Below are 23,152 nucleotides of genomic sequence, written 5' to 3' on the forward strand. Positions count from 1 at the left end.
AAATAGACGAGCATTCTGACTTACTTATTTTTTGAAGATGCCTTAACCCTATTTAATATTTAAAATTGATATTACCTCTTCTACAGATATTAGCTGTTGATCTCCACTTTCCATATTCTTTAAAAGTACTTTATTAGTTGCCTTCTCATCTTCTCCAATTATAATAACATATGGTATAGCTAATTTATTTGCATATTTCATCTTCTTAGCAAACTTTCCACCTTCAAGATAAATATCCACCTTAACTCCTGCTTCTCTTAACTTATTGCAAACTTCAATACTATAATCAAAATCTTCATCCATAGGCATAACTAAAGCATCTATTAAGGAGTTACTATCTAAATCGATGATATTACTTTCCATAAAGCTCCAGAATAATCTTGTTAATCCAATAGATATTCCAACTCCAGGAAGCTTCTTCTCTGTATAAAATTGAGCTAAATCATCATATCTTCCACCTGAACATACTGAGCCAAACTCTGGATAATCATCTAGGAAAGTTTCATATACAGTTCCAGTATAATAATCTAATCCTCTAGTTATTTTAAAGTCAACTATATAATTTTTGTCTGGTATTCCAAAAGCTTTAATGTATTTATTTACAGTCTCTAATTCTTCAACACCTTCTAAGAATCTCTCATGAGTAATTTCACTATTTTTTAAGAACTGAATCTTCTCGTCATTACTACCTTCTACTGTTATAAATTTAATAAGACTATCTATTCCTTCACTAGTTTTTATATATTCACCTAATTCCTCTCTGACCTTTTCTTCTCCAATTTTTTCAATCTTATCAACAATTCTTAATACTTCAATATAATTATCTATATCTAAACTTCTTAAGAATCCATCAAGGATTTTCCTATTGTTAATTCTTATTTTAAAATTATCAAAACCTAACTCTTTAAAGATTTTGTATATAGTGCTTGGAATTTGAGCATCATTAACTATACTTAAGGACTCATTTCCTATAACATCTACATCACATTGATAAAATTCTCTAAATCTACCTCTTTGATTTCTTTCTCCCCTATAGACTTTTCCAATCTGATATCTTTTAAATGGAAAAGCAATCTCTTCCATGTGTTGAGCCACATAACGTGCAAGGGGTACTGTTAAGTCAAATCTTAGTGCCATCTCTGTGCTACCTTTAGTTAAAGTATAAATTTGTTTTTCTGTATCTCCTCCAGTTTTAGCAAGTAATACTTCACTTTTCTCAATTATTGGAGTATCAATTGGCAGAAAACCAAAGGCCTCATAATTTCTTCTAATGACATCATAAACATTATTAAATGCAACTTGCTCCCTTGGAGTAAGTTCCATAAATCCTGGTAGTATACTAGGCTTTGTTACTTTTGTACTCATATAAATCTCTCCTTAATTTATAAAACTCGTTTAATACTAATTTGAAAATCTGAAGCTTTCATAAGATAAAAAAAACTCTAAAGACAACTAGTATCTTTAGAGACATAAAACTCAATAGACTCCATAGATACATCTGCCTTCGCACAAATAGGCCTTATCTATGGCTTGATTTTAAAACCATAATTATAAGACCTTGTATCTATGATGATGTTCATATTTTATATTTAGCAAGTATTTCACTATAACCATCTCCTGTGTAAATAAATCCTATTATAAACAATTTATCATTATATATATTTCATGTCAACAATTTTAAGCTGTTCCTGCTCTATTTTATTTAATAACCATACACTTAATAACTATATACTAAGTAAGAATTCCTAATAAATGAAGCTTCTAAATGTGTATTGATAAAATATAATTTCTAAAAACTTTTTATTATTTACTCCCCTATTTATATATTTAATAACTTTGATAAACCTTCTACTTTATTTCCTTGTCGTCCTACTACAGTATCAGCTGAAATTAATGAATTTAAAATTGATTCCTCTACAGCTTCTGCTGCTGCCCTAAAAAAGAAATCAATATAATTCTCGTTAATTACTTTAATTTCACTGGTGACCTTCTCTTCATAGTGATTAATTTTGTTAGCTGTGCTAAATGCAATTACTATATCTCCACTTCCATTTCCAAGATAAGATCCCAATCTAGTCATTCCCACAATACTTCTCTTAGCTACTCTTTTAAGTTGTCTTGGCAATAATGGAGCATCTGTTGCTAACACTATCATAATAGATCCTTTTTCCAAACTATCTATACTACACCCTTTATTATTTACATTTGTATTTTCCTTATTCTCATGTATCATGGTTTTAATATCCTTACTATTAAGTATAAAATCTTCCTTTATTCCAAAATTGGATAGTACTAAAGCACCAAGAATGTATTCTTCAGCTTTAATCTTTATCTTTCTAGATGAAGATCCTATGCCACCTTTATATCCAAAGCAACTCATCCCAGTACCAGCTCCAACTGCTCCTTCTTAAAATTCTATAGATGCATTATTTATACTTTCAATTACATGCTCCTCTTTAATATGTAATCCTCTAATATCATTTAAAAATCCATCATTACATTCTCCAACTATGGGATTAATAGTACCAGTCTTAATTCCAATATCAGGATTCATTGAAAGCATATATCTAACTAAACCTTGACTTACTATGCCTGTACTTAAAGTATTTGTAAGCATAATTGGAGTTTCAATAGTTCCAAGCTCCTCTATCTGTATAGTTCCTGTAGTTTTTCCAAAACCATTTATTACATGTACAGCTCCAAACACTTTTTCCTTAAATATATTTCCATCATGAGGTAATATAGCTGTTACTCCTGTATTAACTTCTCCATGTCTTAAGGTAACATGACCTACCTTTACTCCCTTTACATCTGTAATTTTATTTTTTTCTCCTGTTTGTAAATTTCCTACACTCACTCCATAGTCTCTAATTCTTTTCATTGCTTCCTCCCTGCATAATCAAGTTATAACTTTCAGTTAATAAATCTATATTCTCATTTATATATTCTTAAATAATGATTTATAAAATATTTGTTTCCTTAATTTTACTACAAAAATATTAACTTTAAAACTTTATAAATATTTTCCACTATACTCCTAAATTGCATACTTATTCATTGAAAGGAGTTGATACTATGACAATAACAAATACTAAAAACAATACGGCCTTAGTTATTAAATATGTAAATGGTCAAAATCAAGATGGTACCCCTAAAACTCAAAGTCAAAAATTTTCAAAGATAAGTGAAGCTTCTACTGATGAGGAAATCTATAATCTCGGTATGGTCATCGGAGCTATACTCGTAAGTGAGCCCACTGAGATCAAAAAGCTAGATGATTATACTTTAAATGAAGGCTAAATATGATAAAAGTAGTTTAATCTTATTTGAAGAAATCATAAATCTGATATAGACTACTGTCAACTAAAAGAATAACCAAATTCAAATTATACTATACTCCCAATAGTATAATTATCTATTCAACCATAGTTGTAGTTTTTAATAATAAGGAGGATTATTAATGGAAAAGAAATTAGTTATGACCTTTAAGGACGAAAAGGAAGGTAAATATACTCTTACAGTTAATTCTGTTAAAGATGGTATATCTCTTATAGAAATCAACAATATAATGGACTATATTATATCCACTGGAATATTTAAAAGCAAAAATGGGAAATTAGTTTCTAAAGCATCTGCTATAACTGTAGACACTAGTACTACAGATCATGCAATAGGTTAATTAAGAAAAAGGGAGCGTTTATTGCTCCCTTTTCTATTTACCTTTCTCCTATATTAATTGTTATAAGCTAAAATTTATTACTATATAATCTCTAAATCTAATTCATTTCTTAGCATATCTTCATAGGTTTCCCTTTTACATATGAGCCTAGGTCCTAATTTTCCTACTAAAACTACTGGTGCCTTAGGAATTTTATTATAGTTACTACTCATAGAGTAACAATAAGCGCCTGTAGAAAGCACTGCAAATATATCACCTTTTCTTACCATTGGAAGGCTTATATCATTTATTAGTACATCCCCTGATTCACAGCACTTTCCTGAAACCGTAACTAAAGCTTCCTCGTTATTTTCTACATTATTTGCTATTAAGCCTTGATATTGTGCACTATATAGTGATGGTCTTATATTATCTGTCATCCCTCCGTCTACAGATACATATCTCTTAATATTAGGAATTTCTTTAACACCTCCTATAGTGTATAAAGTAATTCCACTATTTCCTACTACACTTCTCCCTGGTTCTATTATTATATTAGGATTTTTTATCTGTAGTTTGCTGCTACAAATTTCTACTTCATTTAGAATTCCATCACAATACTCCTCTATAGTTTTCGGGTCGTCACCTTCACCATAATATATACCAAAACCTCCGCCTAGGTTAAGCTCTGTCATATTAACTTGAAAATTATTATTAATACTATTCATTAAATTCATCATAACCCTTACAGCTTCTTTATATGGTTCTATATCAAATATTTGTGATCCTATATGACAATGAAGTCCTTTTAAATTAATATTTTCAAATTCACCTATGGCTTTTACTACTCCAAATATATTGTTCGCTAAAAGAGTGAACCCAAACTTAGAATCAATCTGTCCAGTTTTTATATATTCATGAGTATGTGCCTCAATTCCTGGTATTATTCTAAGTAATATATCTTGTTTTTTTCCATAAGCTTCACATATATTATTAATATTTTCAAGCTCCATCATATTATCCACAACAAAGGTTCCAACCCCGGCTTTTATTCCTAACTTTATTTCCTCTATAGTTTTATTATTTCCATGAAAATATGCCCTCTCCATAGGAAATTCACTGACTATAGCAGTGTATACTTCCCCTCCTGAAACTACATCAAGACAAAGCTCTTCATCTTTTATAATTTGAACAATAGCCTTTGTTAAAAATGCCTTTCCAGCATAGGCTACCTTGTTATTATTCCCTTTAGATTTCATTGCTTTTCTAAATCTTCTGCAGTTCTCTCTAATTTGCTCTTCATCCATAACATAAAGAGGGGTACCAAATCTTTTAGCTAGCTCAATGGTATTAATTTCACCTACAAAAAGATTGTTTTCTCTAATGTTCATTGTTCCAAATAAGTTCATAGTAAAATCTCCTTTCAGCTCCCCAATATAAGTTTATGATGCTAACATTTATTTGGATACATAAGTGCAAAATAAAAAAATGCTTCTTTAGTAGATGGAATGCCTAAAATTCTTCTTATGACAGGCGGTATGGCATGGGTAGAATTCAAAAATGAAATTATAGCTTGGACGGTGATATTAAAGCTAAGCTATTCCTAGCTAGCAAAGAAGGTCCCTTCATTGAAATTATAGTAGACTCAACCCCTTCTCATTACTTATTAATTACAAAGATAAAGAAAATACTAAGGCAACTTATGAAAAAGTTATTATATAAATAATAGAACAAATTTTTAATTATGTTCACAAATAAAACCATGCAATACTTCATATACCATATTTCATATTTGCATTTAATCCTTGATTATACATTATTATAAAAACTATAAGTATTTATTTAATAATTTTAATTTTACCTGTTTAGAAAATAGGTATATGGTAATACTAGAAATATACTTGATTAATATCTCCATATTAATTAACTTTACCACCCAAATATAAGAGAAATAGACTAGGGATCCCCCATATATAACCTAGTCTATTTATTTTTTGTTTTTTATCTATTATTTTTTATAATACTATTGATATATATAGAGTATATTACCAGTATTATTTTTTAAAATTCTACAAATCATAATATTACTTATATTAAGGAGGTATTATTATGTCTAAAAGCCATTGTAAAACTAAAAACAAAGAAACTACTACCCTTAAGGCTGATCCAACATCACCTAAATATCAAGAAGGTGTTAAAAATAAAGCCCATGAGCATTCTCCATATGGTGAAAAAGAACCTTCTACTAATACTACCCTTAGGTAATTAAAAATATAGGAGCTTTCTATAGTTAAAATCATAGAAAGCTGCTATATTTTATTTAGTATATAGGCTATCACTGGCGTTTAACTTATAAAAACATTTATATTGACTATTATTAATCTCTTACTCTTAAACTATATAGCTTCGCTAAATGGAAGCATTAATGGTAGAAATACAAATTTACTACATAGAATTATTGTCACTAGTATTTTCAATCTAATAATTGAACGCTAGTGATAAATTATATATCCATGATTCTTATTAAATAAAATCTTTTAATCTGATTATACTATTATAAGAATAGAAAGTATTATAGCATATATCATTTTGCTACAATCTAGATAAAGTAAGCAAAGTCTAACTTTGTACGGTATATATAATATAATTAAAAGGAGAGAGCCATGGAAATAAGAGAAATTCCTAAAAGTCTATTACTTAAAAATGTTTCAATTGAACAAAGAAATCAATGTCCTAAACAGCCATCATTATCAAGTAACAATACACAGATTAGAGTAAGAGAACATAATAGTGAGTATTATGTAGAAGAAGGTCTTGAAGAAATATTAAATACTGATGAAAGCCAAAATGGTGATGATTTAATAAAATGCTATATAGTTTAATTTATATATAGTTTAATATGGTAATTATACCCTGACCTACAGGCATCAAAAGGATAAATTAAGCAATTATACCACTTTCAGATTACTTGAGTTACTATAATTAGTTTGTATAAGGTTAATACCTCTGTTTCTTTATATTATTGGTAAATTTATTTCAGCTACTTGGAAGTAGTGTAAAAAATTATTTAATAGCCAAAATTTTAGTATTACATTTTAAAGTTTATAATAAGAATCTCCATTAAAAATACATAAATTCTTGATATAATTTAATCAATAATTATGATGAATATTTATAAAAGTATAAGATCTCTTATGATAAAAACAACTCATAAGAAATATAGGTTAAAATTATTGGTATATTGTAGGTCTAAAAATTTATTCATAATGGAGGGGTAATATGTTTACCAGGCTGAAGAATGCAATTAATGCTTTTTTAGAGAAGATTGCAAAACAAAATGAGGAATTATATGGTAATGGTAGAATGGACTGTTGTAAGTTAAATAAACAAGATAAAAAGTATCCTTAAGTTTATTAAACTAAAAAAATTCGTCTGTTTAAAAGTAATCTCATTCCTTTATAAAGGATAGCAAATTATTTTTAAACAGACCTTTAAATTTTATCAAAAACAGTTAATAGTTATTTTTCGTTACCAAATATAGTGAATAAATCTTTTATTTTAAGCCTATTTCCTGTATGAAGTATTACTACAGAGTATATTCTAGCTGTAAATAAAGTTAATACTACAATTGTTGATATTAATATTAACAATGAAACACCCATTTCTGCCATTCCTAACGTGCCTGATAAGATCATAGATGGTATATAAAATGGTGCAGAGAATGGTACATAAGTTGCAATAGTTCCTATTGTTGATTCAGGTGCCATTATTGCTGCAAATGCTAAGTAAAAAGCTATTATTGAGATAAATGATATTGGCATAAGAGCAGTGTTTAAGTCTTCTAACTTACTTATAGTTGCACCAACTAAAGCGTTTAATACAGCATACAGCACATATCCTAATATAAAGAATAGTATTATTAATATTAACTGTAGTACTGGAATTCTTCCAAGTATGGCCGATATATCAAATATATTTGCAGAAGTATCTATAAATTTCTTAACTATAGCCCCACTTCCTACAAAAGATATATAAGCAGTAAGTAGTATAGATGCAAATTGAGTTATTGCTAAGAATCCCATACCAACACATTTACCTACAACAAGTTCCATTGGTTTGGTTGATGTAAGTAATAATTCCATTACTCTTGAAGTCTTTTCTGCAACTATAGAACTAGCAACCCAATATCCATAGAAGTAAATTATATAGAATAGCAGCATACACGCCACCATAGGAAATACACTTTTTATTATAATATCTTCAAAAGTATCATCTTGAGCTCCAGCAGTAAACACTTGAGTATTTATAGGTGTAGATAATCTTTCTAAATCCTCTTGTGATACTCCAGCATTGATTAATCTACTACTATTTAAAACATTAGATACAGCTTGTGCTAATATTTGTCCATCTTCTGAAGATACTGTATTACTAGTTGGGGTAATTACCTCTACGTAGTATCCCACAGCTTCATTACTAATGGATACTAGCACTGTTTTATCTTCTGTGGTTTGAAGTTTCTCTACTATAGATGCTCTACTTTCTGTAGCCTTTTCAAATTTCAAATTTGGTAATACTGCCTTTATTGATGGCTCTAAGTCTATTCCTAAATCAGAATCATCCATATAATAAGCAGTCTCTATTCCTACATTCATAGTACCATTAGTAGCTTCTTTATTGTCATCATCCTTACCTGAAAATGCAGGGATAAAGTTTATTAAAGATGTTAATATAAGTACTGCAATTAATATAATGGTGGTAGAAACCTTAAATGCTTTTCCTTTAACCTGCTGAGCTACAGTAAATTTAGTAACCTTCCAAAAATTATCCATATTCATTCTACTCACCCACCTTTTCAATAAATATTTCATGAAGAGTTGGCTCTCTAAGCTCAAATCTTATAACTGAAATATCTCTATTTAATATTTCTTTTAGTAGCATCATAGCTTCCTCTTCTTTATTAATGCCTAATTCTATATAATCTTGATTTTCATTTAAAATTTTCATATTAGATTTCTCTACTAATTCTCTTACATCACCATCACATTTTAAAATTAAGTGATTTCTTCCGTAGGATCTCTTAATAGCATTTAAATTACCACTTAGTACAGTTTTCCCTTTATTAAGGATGACAAGATTCTCACAAAATTCCTCTATAGTACTCATTTGGTGGCTTGACATTATTATATATTTTCCCTTTGCTATCTCTTCTTTAATAACCTCTTTAAATAAGTCTGTATTTACTGGATCAAGACCACTTAATGGCTCATCTAAAATTAATATGTCTGGATTAGATATTAAAGCTGCAATAAATTGTATCTTTTGCTGATTACCCTTAGATAATTGTTCAGCTCTTTTATTTTTATATTCTGTGGCCTCTAATCTTTCAAGCCAATAATCAATACTTTTTAAAGCATCCTTACGAGTCATTCCTTTTAACTCACCAAAGTATATTAACTGATCTAGCACTGTAAACTTTGAATATATACCACGCTCTTCTGCTAAGTAGCCTGTGGCAACTTCTTTAGGATTATATGTATTCCCATTCCAAGTCACCGTCCCACCGTCTTTTTTTAACATCCCTAGCATCATTCTTATAGTGGTAGTTTTTCCTGCACCATTAGTTCCTAATAATCCAAAAACTCCAGGCTTATCTATGGAAAAACTTAGATCATCAACTACTAATTTATCACCATAACTCTTAACAAGATTATTTACCTTTAACGACATATTTCCTCCCCCTTACATAACTCTTCATTAAATTATGTATAATTTTATTGTCAGTCTTTCAAGCTCATGGTATTAATATATAGTATTGTAAATTTGTAGTCAATATATTTTTATCATTTAAGCACGATTCAATTTTTGCTTAAATGAATTCTTAAACTATCAAAAGACTTACAGATGTCTATATTTAAATAATTACAAAAAACATATGCGTATACTATGCAAATTCATAGTATACGCAAAAGGGACTTTCGCAAAATAAGCTAATCTAAATAAATATTGAATAAGCACTTATATTATTAACGCTCAGTCTTTTCGGAATAACTAAATCAAAAATTTATATTCTTACTTATCCAAATGGCATTTGCTAACAATAATATTAAAGTGCAGCTTCAATATTCTATATAAGATTAGTAATATATTTTGTGAAAGCCCCTAAATATTATGTATAAAATTATAATTCCATATCTACTTACAATCAGTTTTAAGCTTCATTCCCTTTACTATAACACCCATTATGCCTATAGCTAATATAATATCTCCCACACTAGCTATACCAGATAATCTCCATAGTTTATATGGTATTATATCTGCTAAAATCTTAAAATTTGTTTCTGCATTTAATATAGAGTATAGACCTTTCGTCTTAACAGGTCCAGCTACATTTAATATTTCCATAGCCTTTCCACTAATGGGCATAGTGCATTGATTTCCAAATATAACTATAATATTTAAGATAAATCCTAATCCTATTATTAAAATCATCTTATATTTTCTATTAATATATATAAATATCATTATACAACTATACATTATCACATTTAGAAAGTAAGTTAAATTCCCAATTTGAAGATATTCTGATTTAAGAAAAATCTTCATTATAAATTCTACTAAAAATCCTAGGACTATAAGCCACCATCCTTTAATTTCTAGATTATTTAAATTTCCTAAATTTCCTTTTAGTAAATATCCTAATACTACTCCAAGGATTACTGAAAATAAGAACATGACTATCCCCCACACTAAAAAATATTTAGAAAAGCTTTATTAAACTATTTACCTTCTTCATAATAGCAAGGCAGCTTTCCACCATTCTTCTTTACAATATTTAAGTAAGCTTCTGCTACAAGAGGATGAAATTGAGTCCCTGAATACTTAGTAATTTCATCTATTATAATATCTGTTGGAAGCCCCTTTCTATAAGGTCTATCAGATGCCATGGCATCTATCGTATCTGCAAGTTGTACTATGTAAACATTTAGAGGCAATTCGTCGCCCTTTTTACCATCTGGATACCCTTTTCCATCATATCTTTCATGATGGCTCCTAACTACAGGGTGTATATAATCAATATTTTTAATATCCTTTATTATTTTAATTCCTATCTGAGGATGTTCTTTTATAATCTTAAACTCTTCATCTGTTAATTTACCTGGTTTATTTAATATGGTGTCACTAACGCCAATTTTACCTACATCATGGAGCATAGCAGTAATACTTAATTGTTCAATCTTCCATTGATTATACTTCAACTCTTTTGCTATAGCTACAGATATCTCAGCCACCCTTCTAGAATGACCTTCAGTATACTTATCCCTAGCATCCATGGCATTCATTAATGCTTCTACAGTTTCTATAAATTGAGATTTTGAATTTATGTATAGAAGTAAAGTGTATCTAATTAATATTATTGGAAATATCGTAAATACAATACCAAAGCGACCATGTTTATGAAATATACCTGCTAATAATATACCTATAGGTATCATCACTAATGAGTTCAAAAATCCTACTTTAATATTTCCTAAAAAGCAAAACCAAAAATTTTTATTTGTCATTATGCACATTAATATAGATATAATCAATATATTAGTTACAAAATATGCTATTCCGAAAATTATAATTGGACCTATGTTATAATAAATAAATTCAATATTAAACGATCCTCCACATGCTCTATAAAAAAAATTACTTATAATTATAGGCAAAAGTAAAGCACAACAATTAAAAGCTGTTCCATAAATAGGAGTATTAAATATATGTTTATGACTATAACCATATTTATTTTTATCTACTTTGATTACTCTAAATAAAAATCCTATTATTGTTATTATTATACATTGAAAAGTTCCAAATAAAATATATGCAGCTAATGTTACTGCAAAACTCATACTGAAAGACATATTTTTAAATTCAACCGTTAATGATTCAGTTAATGCTGTTAAAATTATAAAAAATATTACATTCCAAATACTTTTGATTTCTATATTTATTTGATTTAGACAAATGGAATTTACGAAAAGAACGAAGGTTATTATATATATTGCTATAAAAAAGACTTTTGCTTTTAAAGGTATATTCTTCACATAAATTCCTCCCAAATATATTTAAGGCCGATTATTTTAGCTATGTTTAATTAAAATATCCAAGTTACGCTTGAACCACCAGCCATTGCTAAAGCTAATAAAGCTATTAAAGCTGGCATAACTTTTTTCATGTTTTTCATTATGAAAATCCCCCTTATATGCAAATTAACAAATATCCGCTAAAGATCTGTCATAATTTCCACTCCGCTAAGGGAAGATAAAATAAATCTAAATAAGTATAATATAATCGGCCATTAAACCATTTTAATTATTTTTCTATTCTTCTGTTTATTGCATCAAGAGTAGCCTTTGCTATTGCTTCATTTATATCATTTCTTATAATAGCAGTTCCTATTAGAACCTCTTCTTCAGTGTTATTTATCATATTGATAATAACGGTTACATATGATATGTTTCTAATTGGGTTTATAATTATATCCTCTACGTCAAATACAGATGTTTGTCCAATTATTTCTTCTATGGCTGATGCAGTAGCTTTAGCTACTACCCTTCGTCTATTAACACTCGTCCCAATCGCTGTCTCCCTAGAGGCATATTCCCTATCATCCATAGTCAACCTAATTTCACATTCCACGTTATTATCCTTAACTCCTAAAGAAATACCTTCATATTTAATTTTTTTTATAGATTTTCTTTCGCCAGTATCTATTTGAGCTATACTAATTAATTTTCTATCTATCCTATAATCAAATATTGCAAGAAGTGCTGATTCGATGTCTCTTACAATCTGCTTAGGTGACCTTATAGTACTAGCAATAATGTGAACCTCTTCTAACTCTTCATTATTGTACACTACCTTAGCATGAGTCACACCTTGAATTTTCGTTATAACATCTTCAAAGGATATAAAATCCATAATTAACACCTCATTCTTATATTTTAAGTTAAATTATACATCATATTTCCTTTATTAACAATATTACCTTCTGTAATTATTTTCAAGTTTGTTACATTTCATTATATTAGGCATCTGAAAATAAATAATAAGTCAAAGATGGGAAGTATATTTTGAGTTAGACAAGGAAACAGGTTCNNCGCAGTATAACACAAAATAGACGAGCATTCTGACTTATTCATTTTTTGAAGATGCCTTATAGAAAATATCAATTAATTAGTTTATTATCCTCTATACAAAATTAAATATTTATATCAAAAAATATATTAATATATATCCTATATTTCAATGTATTTCCGCCTAATATCTAAAATTTTAGTTCATTCTCTGGAGCTGCATATTCCTTAGTTTCTACAGGTAATCCCTTCTTCCTAAGTGTATTATTAACTATACCTACTATAATTGAATAAATTACTGCAAAGGCTGGAACACCTAACACCATTCCTATAAAGCCAAATAGTCCATTTCCTATAATTATAGCAAACATTACCCAAAATGCTGTTAAACCTGTGGAATTTCCTAAAATCTTAGGCCCTAATATATTTCCATCAAACTGTTGAAGTACTATGATAAATAATATAAACCAAAATGCCTCAATTGGACTAGCAATAAATATAATTATAACACTAGGTATAGCTCCAATAAACGGCCCAAATACAGGAACAATATTAGTTATTCCTATAATAAAGCTTACAAGAAGAGGATATGGCATTTTAAATATATTCATGCATATAAAGCATATTATTCCTATAATTAAGGAATCTAAAAGCTTTCCTCCTAGAAATCCTATGAATGTTCTATGGCTAGATCTAGTAAGTTCTATTATATAGCCTACATGTCTTTTTGGTAATACAGCATACAATACCTTTTTTATCTGTGCAAAAAACTTTTCTTTTCCTGCTAATAAATAAATAGATATAATGGTTGCTATAAATATGTTTAGTATATATTGTGTAATATTAGCTGAGAATTGAAATAAATCTAACACTGCTGTTCCCGCAATACTTGTTATATGTTTAGATATACTACTAAAATCTTTTACCAACTCTTCCACCAGATTAGCATCTAAATTTAAAGTTACAACCAGGTTATTTATATATTTCTCTAGAGCACTAATGTATACTGGTATATTTTCTAGTAGTGTATATATACTACGACTTAATTCTGGAATCAGTATAGAAAATATAATACTAATTAATATAGCTGCAACTATATATGTGATAGTTATTGAAATAAGTCTTTTTGCTTTATATTGTTTTTTCTTGTCCATAAAGTTAAGAACCTTCTCTTCTAAAAACTTTACTGGTATAGCTAACAAATAAGCTATGGCAAAAGCATATATAAAAGGTATCAGTAAATTAATTATCTCCCCTACTTTACCAAAAATCCCACCTAGATTTTTAATTATAAAAAATATGATAATTCCTGCGAAAACCACAATAATATTAGATACGGTTTCATTAGTAATACTAGAGTTTAATTTTATTTTCATAACTTCCCCCTTTATTTAGATTTAATATATTTAAAGCCGCAAAATTATAATCTACATATAATATTATCTATTCAATACCTAGATTTCTTATTCACTTCTAGATTATTAGCTTAGGCTATATAATTATACTATTTTTTAGTCTACTTTACTATAATAACCTCAATAAAAAAGAAGTTCTTATATATTGGTATTAAATAAGAACTTCTTTTAATCTACCTTATACTAGAAATAGACCATTTATTATCATTACACATTATAGTTAATGTGTTATAGACAGGATTCTCTTCACCTTCCGCTGTAGCTAAGTTAAATTTTATCTTATATAATTTGACCTTACTACTTACATCAATTTGTTCTACAATTTCATACCCAGTAATCCATGGACTAGAATTTCCCGTTACCCATGATGTATTATTTGCATCAGAAAGATGCTTTTTAAAGTCTTGTTGAAGTTCATTACTCATAACAGCATATTGGAGAACTCCATTTCTAGTCATCATACCCTTAGCCCAAAGCTTTGCAGCTTCTTCGCCACTTACAGCTCCAAACTCCTTTAAAGCTTCTTCTGCTAAACCTATATGTTCAACTATTTTATTATTAACTAATAAACTATCTCTTGCCATAGCTTCTACAAATGGCTCTCCTTCTTTTCTCCCAATAAAATTAAAAAAATACACCATAGCAATAGCTGAAATAATTAAACTCCAACTTACTACTGTTATCATAGTTCTTTTCATTTACCATATCCCTACCTTTATACTTATAATAAAAGATTAAGAATATAGTACCCATGTTCTAAGTAATAAATACTATTGATTTAATAAATTAGTAAGCAATAAATTTATTACTCATTAATTATTAAATTAAAATTTCTTATTTACCAGTGCTCCCAAAGCCTCCAACTCTTTCTTCTTCAGTGTTGCAGTTATCACTTACTAAAAAAGGTATAAACATAGCCTGAGCTATTCTATCACCTTTTTTAATTATATAAGGCTCTTTCCCTAGATTTAAAAGATTTACTCCTAAATTACCATCATTTTTAGGATTATTGTAATAGTCACATTCTACCCATCCTTGAGCATTTCCCATTAAAACAGGGTGACTTCCCATAGAACTTCTAACATTGATAATTAAAGCCTCTCCTGGTTGAAAATATGCCTTTATATCTGTCCATATTAATTGTTTTTCCATAGGCTCTATAATCACATCAATAGGTGAATATAAATCATAGGCTATAGCATGTTTACTTCCTCTTGTTGGTAATTGTATTTCCACATGCGGATGCTTTCTTTTTTCATCTTTAACTATTTCAAATCCTCTTACTCTCATCTTTATCTCCTCTTCCTTAAGCCTAATATTTTAAAATCTTTTAAAGATTAAACTCTTTAACTTTATTCTCCTTTAGGCTTTCTTTAACATCTATAATTCTTTGTGATTTGCTTCCTCTAAATTTAAGAGTCACGTCTCTTTCGCTTATTTCAAATTTTCCATCTACCATTACATCTATATATTTTAAAACTTCAGCTTTATTTAATGAAAATAACTGCTCCCAAGTATATCCTGTATATAACCATATATTTTTATTACATTTTTCTTTTAATCTCTTAAGTAATTCTAGAGTATTTTCGTACTGGACAGTTAGTCCATCTCCACCACTTATGGTTATATCTGTAATTGGATTTTTAGTAAGCTTATCTACAACCTGATCTATTTTATATAAATCGCCCTCTTCATACCAATACTTTTCATTATGGCATCCGTGACACTTATGAGTACATTCCGCTATATAGCATACTTCCCTAAGACCTACTCCCTCATTTAAAGAACAAGGATTATATCCTATTAATCTTATAGTATCAATCAATTTTATTTTCCTTCCTATAGCTTAGTTATAGTACTATGCTTAAATCTCTCTTTAACCTCCGCCTGCTTAGCTTTATTAAAGTTACGATAATCTGTTGTTAAATACCCTGTAACTCTTCTAAGCTGTTCTATTTCTTCACTGCCACAAACTGGGCATCTATCATTAAATTCTGCTTGATATCCACATTTTAAGCAAGTATCTATAGGAAAATTGAAAGCTAAATATGGAATGTCTAAGCTAAATGCATAATCTATGATTTGCTCTATTGCTTTTGGATTTTCTACCACTGAGCTATCTAGCTCTACATAAGTTATACATCCTGAAGTAGGGTACTTAGTAAATGGAGCTTCTAGCTGTAACTTTGTAAACACATCTACATCTTTCCAAACTGGTATGTGATGCGAATTGGTTATCCATTCTCTATCAGTTACATTCTTTATAATTCCAAATTCATCTCTTAATCCCTTAATCTCTCTATTTCCTGTTACTATAGTTCCACAAGTAGATTCAATTGGTGCTGCATAACATCCAAAGTTCAAGTCATATCTTTCTGAAGCTTCCTCAGCAAACTTTGAAATTCTTTCTACTACAGATAAAGCAAACTTATGAACCTCTTTGTTATCGGAATGGTCTTTTCCAAATAAAGCTTGGCACATTTCTGCAATACCTGCATACCCTATAGCTTGACTTCCATGCTTCATAACATCATAAATACAAGTTTCTGACTCATACTCCCCGCCTAGCATACTCTTGTTTTTATACATGAAAGGAGCTGATTTAGCACTTTGTGAACATATATATTTAAATCTATCAACTAAGGCTGTGGCAGAAAGTTCTAAAAGATCATTAAGTTCTTTCCAGAATCCTTCAATATCAGCTTCGGCTCTTTCACCTAAGCATATTCCATGCCTTATACCTATTTTAACTAAATTAATCGTTACTGGAGTAACATTTCCTCTTCCAACCTTAGAGTAACCCATTCCATGTCTATCAAAGCCCACTAATGTTCTACATCCCATGGTTGCCATAGCTGTATCTGGATTACTTAAGTCTTCTACATTCTTGCTCCAGTCACAGTTTACCCAGTTAGGATAAATTCTCTTAGACATGGACTCTATAGCTAACTTTTTCAAATCATAGTTTGAAGTTCCCTCTACATCATTGATTCCTTTTTTATATTGGAAAATAGAGATTGGAAATATACTTGTTTTATGATGTTTTCCTATTCCATCTATACTAGCAAGCATAAGCCATCTAGCGAGCAGTCTACCTGCAACAGTGGTTCTTCTTCCTAGATTAATAGACGTGAATGGAACCTGAGAGCCTGGTCTTGACTCTAAGGTATTTAAATTATGATATAATCCTTGAGCTGATTGCATACCCTCTCTATCTAATTCTCTTAAAGCAAAGGCTGTTAACTTAGGGTACTTTTCCTTTAATCTTTCTTTATTCTCTACGCATACCTCAGCATCTAAATCTCTCCACCTTACTTCCTTATCTTCAAAGTAAAAAAGGGCATCAGAAAAATGCTTTCTAAAGGATATATCTACCTGCTCCTCTAAGTCATAATCAATGTGACAACTTCCTGTTCCTCCAAACTGCTCTTGGCTTTGGATTTGGAATATTACTGCTACTAATTGAAAAGCCGTAGACAGTCCATTAGCACCCCTTACATCTCCATTTCTAGTAGTAAATCCGTTATTAACTAATTTCTTTATATCTGGAAAGCTACAATTATGCATTCCTGTAGCATAGCTATCTAAATCATGTAAATATATTCTGTTTTCTATATGTGCTTTTGCTATTTCAGGTCTTATCACCTTGTCTAAAGTATATCTTTTTAATATCACATTTGCACTTTCAAACTTACGGCCACCAAAACTATGCTCGTCTACATTTGCATTAGAATTCATAATATCAGAACATTGAAGTACCTTATCTAATTTTTTATAGGTATCTCCATTAGTATCTCTTGCAATTCTACGCTTCTCACGATAGTCTTCATAAGCTTTTGCTACCATCTCATCTTTATCATTCAAAGCTTTGACAATTGTGTCTTGAATTTCCTCAATAAATATTTTCTCTTTTCCTAGCTCTAAAATTGTCTTTTCTATGCTAGTCTCCAAGTCATTCCAGTGATTTTTAAACATAATGTCATTGCCATGAACCTCTTCGTAGGCTTTTTTAATGGCTATATGTATTCTCTCCATGTCAAAGTCTTTAACTCTCGAGTCTCTTTTAATAATACTTAATTTCATATTATTCCTACCTTCCCTGAAATTTTAATTACTACGCTTGTCCCTCCGGTAGTAAATTTTTCATATCTTCATGGGTTATGAAAATATAAAAATGCACATAAATTTATTATAGCTTTCACCTTATTTTTAAGCAATGTTAATAAATTGATGTAATTTACATCTACTCACTATATAATATTTAATTCTAACTCATACTCATTTTATCTATATTAGCATTTAAATATTTATATTGTTTTAGTTTTTTATTTTATAATTTAACCATTTTATACCATCACTTTGAGTATAACTTTAATTCCTTTGAAAAGTTATGAATAAAATCCATCATCTTTTGGAAACTTAATAATGATATTTAAAAATTTGGAGGTAATCAAAATGAATTTTAAAGATAGCGAAACTCGAGTTAATTTAATGAGATCCTTTGCCGGTGAAAGCCAAGCAAGAAATAGATATACCATTGCTGCAAGTGTAGCAAGAAAAGAAGGTCTTTACATAGTTGAGCATGTATTTACCTACACTGCAAATCAAGAAATGGCTCATGCTAATCAATTTTATCAAAGACTTAAAGAAGAAGCTGGAAATAATATTGAAATTGGAAATGGAGCGTATCCTGTAGATTTATATGATTCTACTTTAAAGCTTTTAAAATCTGCTCATCATAATGAATATGAAGAATATGATGATGTTTATAGTAATTTTTCAAAAATTGCTAAGGAAGAAGGTTTTAATGCTATTTCCATACTATTTAGTAATATAGCTTCTGTAGAAAAAATCCACGGTGATAGATTTAATTACTTTGCTAAACAATTAGAAGAAGAAACTTTATTTAGACGTGATGACTCAATTCAATGGTTCTGTACGAATTGTGGTTATATACATGAAGGAAAGGAAGCTCCTAAAGCTTGTCCTGTGTGCCAACACCCTCAAGGTTACTTCATAGAATTCTCTCGTTCACAATTTGGTTCTAACTACTTTGCAAAGTAATTTCTTGTAGCTTTTAAAAAACTTACAATGAATAATTATAACTATAAGAGCCATACTAATTTTGTAGTTAGGCACATGAAAATAAATNNTATTTATTTGATAGTGCCTTAATACAATATAAAATTTTAAGGAGTGAATCAAAATGGAAAAAAATGAATCTATCAAATGTACAATTAATAATTGTAAGTACAACAACTCTAATGAAAGTTACTGTACATTAAACCAAATTAAAATAGGAACTCATGAACCAAACCCTACAGTAATTGAATGTACTGACTGTGAATCTTTTGAACATAAATAGTATATAACTAAATATAATCCCTTACTAATGAAATACTCTAAGCAATATAACTTTATATGGCTTAGAGTATTTCTACCTTATACATTGATTTAAGTTTAATCTATTAGTGATTTAATGCTTATGCTAATTTTATTCATAAGGGTTAATATGAACCATACAGTGCTTCACAGATTCATTTTCTTCTACACCTTCATGTATATTCATTGCTATATCGTGACCTTCTTTCACTGTAAGTTTTGAATCTACAGACACCTCTACATCTACATATATCCTATTAGCATGTTGTCTAGTTTTTACACTGTCAATCTGTCTTATTCCCTCAATTGTATGAATCTTTTTATTGATGTCACTTATAATTTTTTCATCTGCCGAGGCATCTATTAATTGGTTTATACTTTGTTTTAATACATCATAGGCTACCTTCATAATTACAATGCAAATAATTATAGCAGCTACTGAATCTAAAACTGGCCATCCCATTCTTGCTCCAACTATTCCAATTAAAGCTCCTATAGACGAAAAAGAATCAGATCTATGATGCCAAGCATCTGCCTTTAAGGAAGAACTATTTATCTTATTCGCATATTTCATAGTATAAAAATACATCCATTCTTTAACTACAATAGATAATATAGCAGCGCAAATAGCAAGAACTCCAGGATTTTTGATTTGTCCTACCACAATATTTCTAACTCCTGAATATCCTATAACTATGGCAACTCCAAAGAGCATTATAGCTAGGAAAAGAGAAGACATACTTTCGAATTTCTCGTGGCCATAAGGATGACATTTGTCTTCTGGTTTATTAGAAAGTTTTAATCCTATTATTACTCCTATAGTAGTAATTACGTCAGAAAAAGAATGAATACCATCTGCAATCATGGCATTACTACTAGCTACAATGCCTGCTATCACCTTAATTGCTCCCAAAATAGTATTGACTACAATTGTGTTTTTACTAACTTCTACACCTATGCTTGTTCTCTCTTCCATAAATTTCCTCCATTATCAATTGATAATAGGTATTATATTTGTATTCACTATAAAAGGGCTTTTGAAAAACATTTCACTAATTTTTACAAAATGTTGAGTTTGCACTTTATTTCAAACCGACTGATCGATAATAATATAAGTGAAGACTCAACATTAATTTAAAATTGGATCATCTTTCCAAAAGCCTACAAATTTCTCTATTCCTTATTTAATTTTTAAATAAATTCCATCTTCCAATTGAAGTAACCAGTTTCTTCATTTTTCTCATACCTAAAATAGGCAGCAAAAGTATTTCCTTTTTTACTTCTTAAATTTCTAAAGCCTACCTTACCATTTTTAAGAAGTATTTCCACCATATCTTTTGTTACTTTCTTTCCATAGGATTCAATGTACTTATCATTCTTCCAGATGGTGAATTTGCAACCATTCTTCCAATTACTACAGCTAAAGCTTTTTTCACTTTCTACTACAGGATTTCCGCATATAGGACAACTTCCCAAACTAGTAGCATCTGGTGGCAATTCCACCTTTATTTTAGATAGCATAGATGTATCCTTCTTTATAATCTCCACAGATTCACTAGTAAAATCACAAATATGCTTTATAAATACGTCTTTTTCTACAGCACCCTTTTCTATATCTGATAGAGTTTTTTCTAGCTTACCTGTGTATTCTAAGTCAAATAAATCTCTAACTGGAAACATCTCTACCATTGTACTACCTAACTCTGTACAAGTTAAGTTTTTTCCCTTAGTAGTAATATACCCTATATCTTTAAGTTTTTTAATTGTTTCTGCTCTAGTAGCTGGTGTTCCAATACTAAAACCACTTAATATAGATTTCATTAATTCTTCTGAAGTTTCCTCTGAGTTATCTTCTGTAGAGTTTTCATCCTCATCATTATTTTCTTCTTTCCCCAAACTCTTGCCACAGGTTTCCATAACTCTTAGTAGAGTTTTTTCTGTATGATTTTTAGGTGGCTTCTTTGTCACCGTATTAACCTTATTTCCTACAACGTCTACTATCTCCTTCTCCATCACTAATGGAAGAATAGTATCCTTAGTTTCTATCTTTTCTACCACACGCCAGCCTTCAACAATTTGAACTTTGCCCTTTGAAATAAATACACCCTTTATATTTTCATCATAGACCTTAGCAGTAATTTTTGTTTCCTCGAATTCAGCTATAGGCATAAATTGCATTATAAATCTATTTTTTACTGCATTATAAACAATGGCTTCATCGGCACTAAGATTGCTTGGCTTTATATAAGTAGGAACTATAGCACTATGGCTTTCTACCTTAGAATTATCAAAAACTCTTTTAGTTTTAGCAAACTTTATTTGATTTTCATAAGGCAGTCCCTTTTTAAGACTCTCTAAAACCTTTCTAGTTCTATCCTCTAAGCTTTCTTCTAGCACAACACTAGCAGTTCTAGGATAGGTAATAAACTTTTTCTCATATAGAGATTGTGCTACCTTTAAAACCTTATCTGAAGTCCATCCTTTAAATTTACTAGTAACATGACCTTGAAGATTTGATAAATTAAATAGATAAGGTGGATATTCCCTCTTCTTCTCTGTTTGCTTATCAACTATCTCTGCCGTTTTATTTTGTAGTAATTTTCCTATATTATTTAAGTAAGATTTCTCTTCAAATTTCTCTGAATCATTCTCATAATATATTCCTTCATACTCTTCATTTTTCTTAGTCTTAAAGGTAGCTGATAATTTATAATAAGTTGTAGCCACAAAGTTTTCAATTTCCTTATCTCTATCGTAGATTATCTTTAAGGTTGGTAATAATACTCTTCCTATGTTTAGCATCTTAACATCCTCAAACTTATATCTTAAAGTTGCTACAGAGGTAAGGTTTATTCCTATAACCCAATCTGCCCATTGCCTTCCTATTCCAGCATCTTGTAAGGACTTCATTTCTTCATTAGGCTTTAAAGCTTCCATACCTTTTTTAACTTCATCTGGAGTCCACTCATTTAAAAGAAGTCTATATACAGGTTTTTCTTCGTTGAAATATATAAATAGCTCATCTGCTATTACCTGCCCTTCTCTATCAAAGTCTGTGGCAGATATTATTCCATCTACATTTTCTCTATCTATAAGAGATTTAATAATACTAAGTTGCTTCTCAGCTCCCTTATCCGTGATATTTCTATTAAGGGAGTCGCTCTTTATCTTGTATTTAAACTTACCAGGTATAAATGGAAATTTAGAAAATTCCCATCCCTTCATACTCTCATCATAATCCTTAGCATCATATAGTTGTAGCAAGTGACCAAATGCCCATGTAACTAAATAATCTTCACCCTCAAAGTATCCATCTTTTCTAGTTTTTATATTTAAAGCTTCTGCAATATTTTTTGCTACGGATGGCTTTTCCGCAATAATAACTTTAGCCACTTCTCTCACACCTTACTTATTTTATACTAATTAATAAACAGAGTTCTTTGCTTCAGAGGGGATTTTTTTCTCCCGCTGAAGCTTACTAACAGAATTCTTAGTATCAGTATTATTTGATACTTAGAAGTCGTTGTCCTTTAGGGGAAATCGTTATCTAGGGTTGTAGCCGCTCTTTACTCCCA

At 29.6% G+C, this 23,152-nt stretch carries 21 protein-coding genes and 1 pseudogene; 7 read left to right on the top strand and 15 right to left on the bottom strand.

All coding sequences use genetic code 11. The features are described 5' to 3' along the window. Nucleotides 1-48 precede the first annotated feature (48 nt). Nucleotides 49-1,365, bottom strand: a complete 1,317-nt coding sequence (gene hisS, locus B3W71_RS09535; RefSeq protein WP_346888704.1) for a histidine--tRNA ligase — start codon at nucleotides 1,363-1,365, stop codon at nucleotides 49-51. A 454-nt stretch (nucleotides 1,366-1,819) separates the two neighbouring features. Beyond that, nucleotides 1,820-2,881, bottom strand: a pseudogene (locus B3W71_RS09540) (P1 family peptidase). Nucleotides 2,882-3,075: 194 nt separating this feature from the next. Between B3W71_RS09540 and B3W71_RS09545 the strand changes: the two are divergent. Beyond that, entirely contained in the window at nucleotides 3,076-3,300 is a 225-nt protein-coding gene (locus B3W71_RS09545; protein ID WP_346888705.1) for a DUF1659 domain-containing protein, read from the top strand. Between the two features lie 160 nt (nucleotides 3,301-3,460). Then, complete coding sequence (locus tag B3W71_RS09550; protein WP_346888706.1) at nucleotides 3,461-3,679, top strand: DUF2922 domain-containing protein; 219 nt, start codon at nucleotides 3,461-3,463, stop codon at nucleotides 3,677-3,679. Between the two features lie 80 nt (nucleotides 3,680-3,759). Here B3W71_RS09550 and lysA read toward each other — a convergent pair whose 3' ends face one another. After that, entirely contained in the window at nucleotides 3,760-5,067 is a 1,308-nt protein-coding gene (gene lysA, locus B3W71_RS09555) for a diaminopimelate decarboxylase (RefSeq protein ID WP_346888707.1), read from the bottom strand. 700 nt (nucleotides 5,068-5,767) lie between these two features. Here lysA and B3W71_RS09560 point away from each other — a divergent pair. The 3 genes from B3W71_RS09560 (at nucleotide 5,768) to B3W71_RS09570 (ending at nucleotide 7,066) form a co-directional block, all read left to right on the top strand. Next, nucleotides 5,768-5,923, top strand: coding sequence for a hypothetical protein (locus tag B3W71_RS09560; protein WP_346888708.1), 156 nt, complete (start codon nucleotides 5,768-5,770; stop codon nucleotides 5,921-5,923). Nucleotides 5,924-6,321: 398 nt separating this feature from the next. Continuing rightward, complete coding sequence (locus B3W71_RS09565; protein WP_346888709.1) at nucleotides 6,322-6,540, top strand: hypothetical protein; 219 nt, start codon at nucleotides 6,322-6,324, stop codon at nucleotides 6,538-6,540. A gap of 397 nt (nucleotides 6,541-6,937) precedes the next feature. Then, on the top strand, nucleotides 6,938-7,066 hold the full coding sequence (locus B3W71_RS09570; protein ID WP_346888710.1) for an LDCC motif putative metal-binding protein: 129 nt from the start codon (nucleotides 6,938-6,940) through the stop codon (nucleotides 7,064-7,066). Between the two features lie 110 nt (nucleotides 7,067-7,176). Here the strand turns inward: B3W71_RS09570 and B3W71_RS09575 are convergent, their stop codons facing one another. The 10 genes from B3W71_RS09575 to nrdD form a co-directional block, all read right to left on the bottom strand. Next, nucleotides 7,177-8,493 (bottom strand): ABC transporter permease, encoded by a 1,317-nt coding sequence (locus tag B3W71_RS09575; RefSeq protein ID WP_346888711.1) that lies wholly within the window; start codon nucleotides 8,491-8,493, stop codon nucleotides 7,177-7,179. A 1-nt stretch (nucleotide 8,494) separates the two neighbouring features. Then, nucleotides 8,495-9,385 (bottom strand): ABC transporter ATP-binding protein, encoded by an 891-nt coding sequence (locus B3W71_RS09580; RefSeq protein WP_346888712.1) that lies wholly within the window; start codon nucleotides 9,383-9,385, stop codon nucleotides 8,495-8,497. Between the two features lie 465 nt (nucleotides 9,386-9,850). Continuing rightward, the gene (locus B3W71_RS09585; protein ID WP_346888713.1) at nucleotides 9,851-10,390 is read right to left on the bottom strand and encodes a DUF5317 family protein; all 540 of its coding nucleotides are present in this window, start codon (nucleotides 10,388-10,390) and stop codon (nucleotides 9,851-9,853) included. Between the two features lie 44 nt (nucleotides 10,391-10,434). Then, a complete protein-coding gene (locus tag B3W71_RS09590) occupies nucleotides 10,435-11,748 on the bottom strand; it encodes an HD-GYP domain-containing protein (protein WP_346888714.1) in 1,314 nt (437 codons plus the stop codon). A gap of 268 nt (nucleotides 11,749-12,016) precedes the next feature. Further along, nucleotides 12,017-12,625: a hypothetical protein gene (locus B3W71_RS09595; protein ID WP_346888715.1), complete on the bottom strand. Its 609-nt coding sequence runs from the start codon at nucleotides 12,623-12,625 to the stop codon at nucleotides 12,017-12,019. 346 nt (nucleotides 12,626-12,971) lie between these two features. After that, nucleotides 12,972-14,156, bottom strand: coding sequence for an AI-2E family transporter (locus B3W71_RS09600; protein ID WP_346888716.1), 1,185 nt, complete (start codon nucleotides 14,154-14,156; stop codon nucleotides 12,972-12,974). A gap of 212 nt (nucleotides 14,157-14,368) precedes the next feature. Further along, nucleotides 14,369-14,893 (bottom strand): hypothetical protein, encoded by a 525-nt coding sequence (locus tag B3W71_RS09605; RefSeq protein ID WP_346888717.1) that lies wholly within the window; start codon nucleotides 14,891-14,893, stop codon nucleotides 14,369-14,371. Between the two features lie 136 nt (nucleotides 14,894-15,029). Next, a complete protein-coding gene (locus tag B3W71_RS09610; RefSeq protein WP_346888718.1) occupies nucleotides 15,030-15,485 on the bottom strand; it encodes a dUTP diphosphatase in 456 nt (151 codons plus the stop codon). A 40-nt stretch (nucleotides 15,486-15,525) separates the two neighbouring features. Beyond that, entirely contained in the window at nucleotides 15,526-16,020 is a 495-nt protein-coding gene (gene nrdG, locus B3W71_RS09615) for an anaerobic ribonucleoside-triphosphate reductase activating protein (protein WP_346888719.1), read from the bottom strand. 14 nt (nucleotides 16,021-16,034) lie between these two features. Further along, complete coding sequence (gene nrdD / locus B3W71_RS09620) at nucleotides 16,035-18,278, bottom strand: anaerobic ribonucleoside-triphosphate reductase (protein WP_346888720.1); 2,244 nt, start codon at nucleotides 18,276-18,278, stop codon at nucleotides 16,035-16,037. A 372-nt stretch (nucleotides 18,279-18,650) separates the two neighbouring features. On the opposite strand from nrdD, the gene rbr reads away from it, so the two are divergent. Both rbr and B3W71_RS09630 read left to right on the top strand, forming a co-directional pair. Continuing rightward, nucleotides 18,651-19,259, top strand: a complete 609-nt coding sequence (gene rbr / locus B3W71_RS09625) for a rubrerythrin (RefSeq protein WP_346888721.1) — start codon at nucleotides 18,651-18,653, stop codon at nucleotides 19,257-19,259. A gap of 142 nt (nucleotides 19,260-19,401) precedes the next feature. After that, on the top strand, nucleotides 19,402-19,560 hold the full coding sequence (locus B3W71_RS09630; RefSeq protein ID WP_346888722.1) for a DUF1540 domain-containing protein: 159 nt from the start codon (nucleotides 19,402-19,404) through the stop codon (nucleotides 19,558-19,560). 129 nt (nucleotides 19,561-19,689) lie between these two features. Here the strand turns inward: B3W71_RS09630 and B3W71_RS09635 are convergent, their stop codons facing one another. Together B3W71_RS09635 and B3W71_RS09640 are read right to left on the bottom strand one after the other, a co-directional pair. Beyond that, the gene (locus B3W71_RS09635) at nucleotides 19,690-20,553 is read right to left on the bottom strand and encodes a cation diffusion facilitator family transporter (protein ID WP_346888723.1); all 864 of its coding nucleotides are present in this window, start codon (nucleotides 20,551-20,553) and stop codon (nucleotides 19,690-19,692) included. 215 nt (nucleotides 20,554-20,768) lie between these two features. Beyond that, on the bottom strand, nucleotides 20,769-22,970 hold the full coding sequence (locus tag B3W71_RS09640; RefSeq protein ID WP_346888724.1) for a type IA DNA topoisomerase: 2,202 nt from the start codon (nucleotides 22,968-22,970) through the stop codon (nucleotides 20,769-20,771). Nucleotides 22,971-23,152 lie beyond the last annotated feature (182 nt).

The sequence above is a fragment of the Clostridium sp. UBA1056 genome (assembly GCA_002316385.1).
GTDB lineage: Bacteria > Bacillota > Clostridia > Clostridiales > Clostridiaceae > Clostridium_J.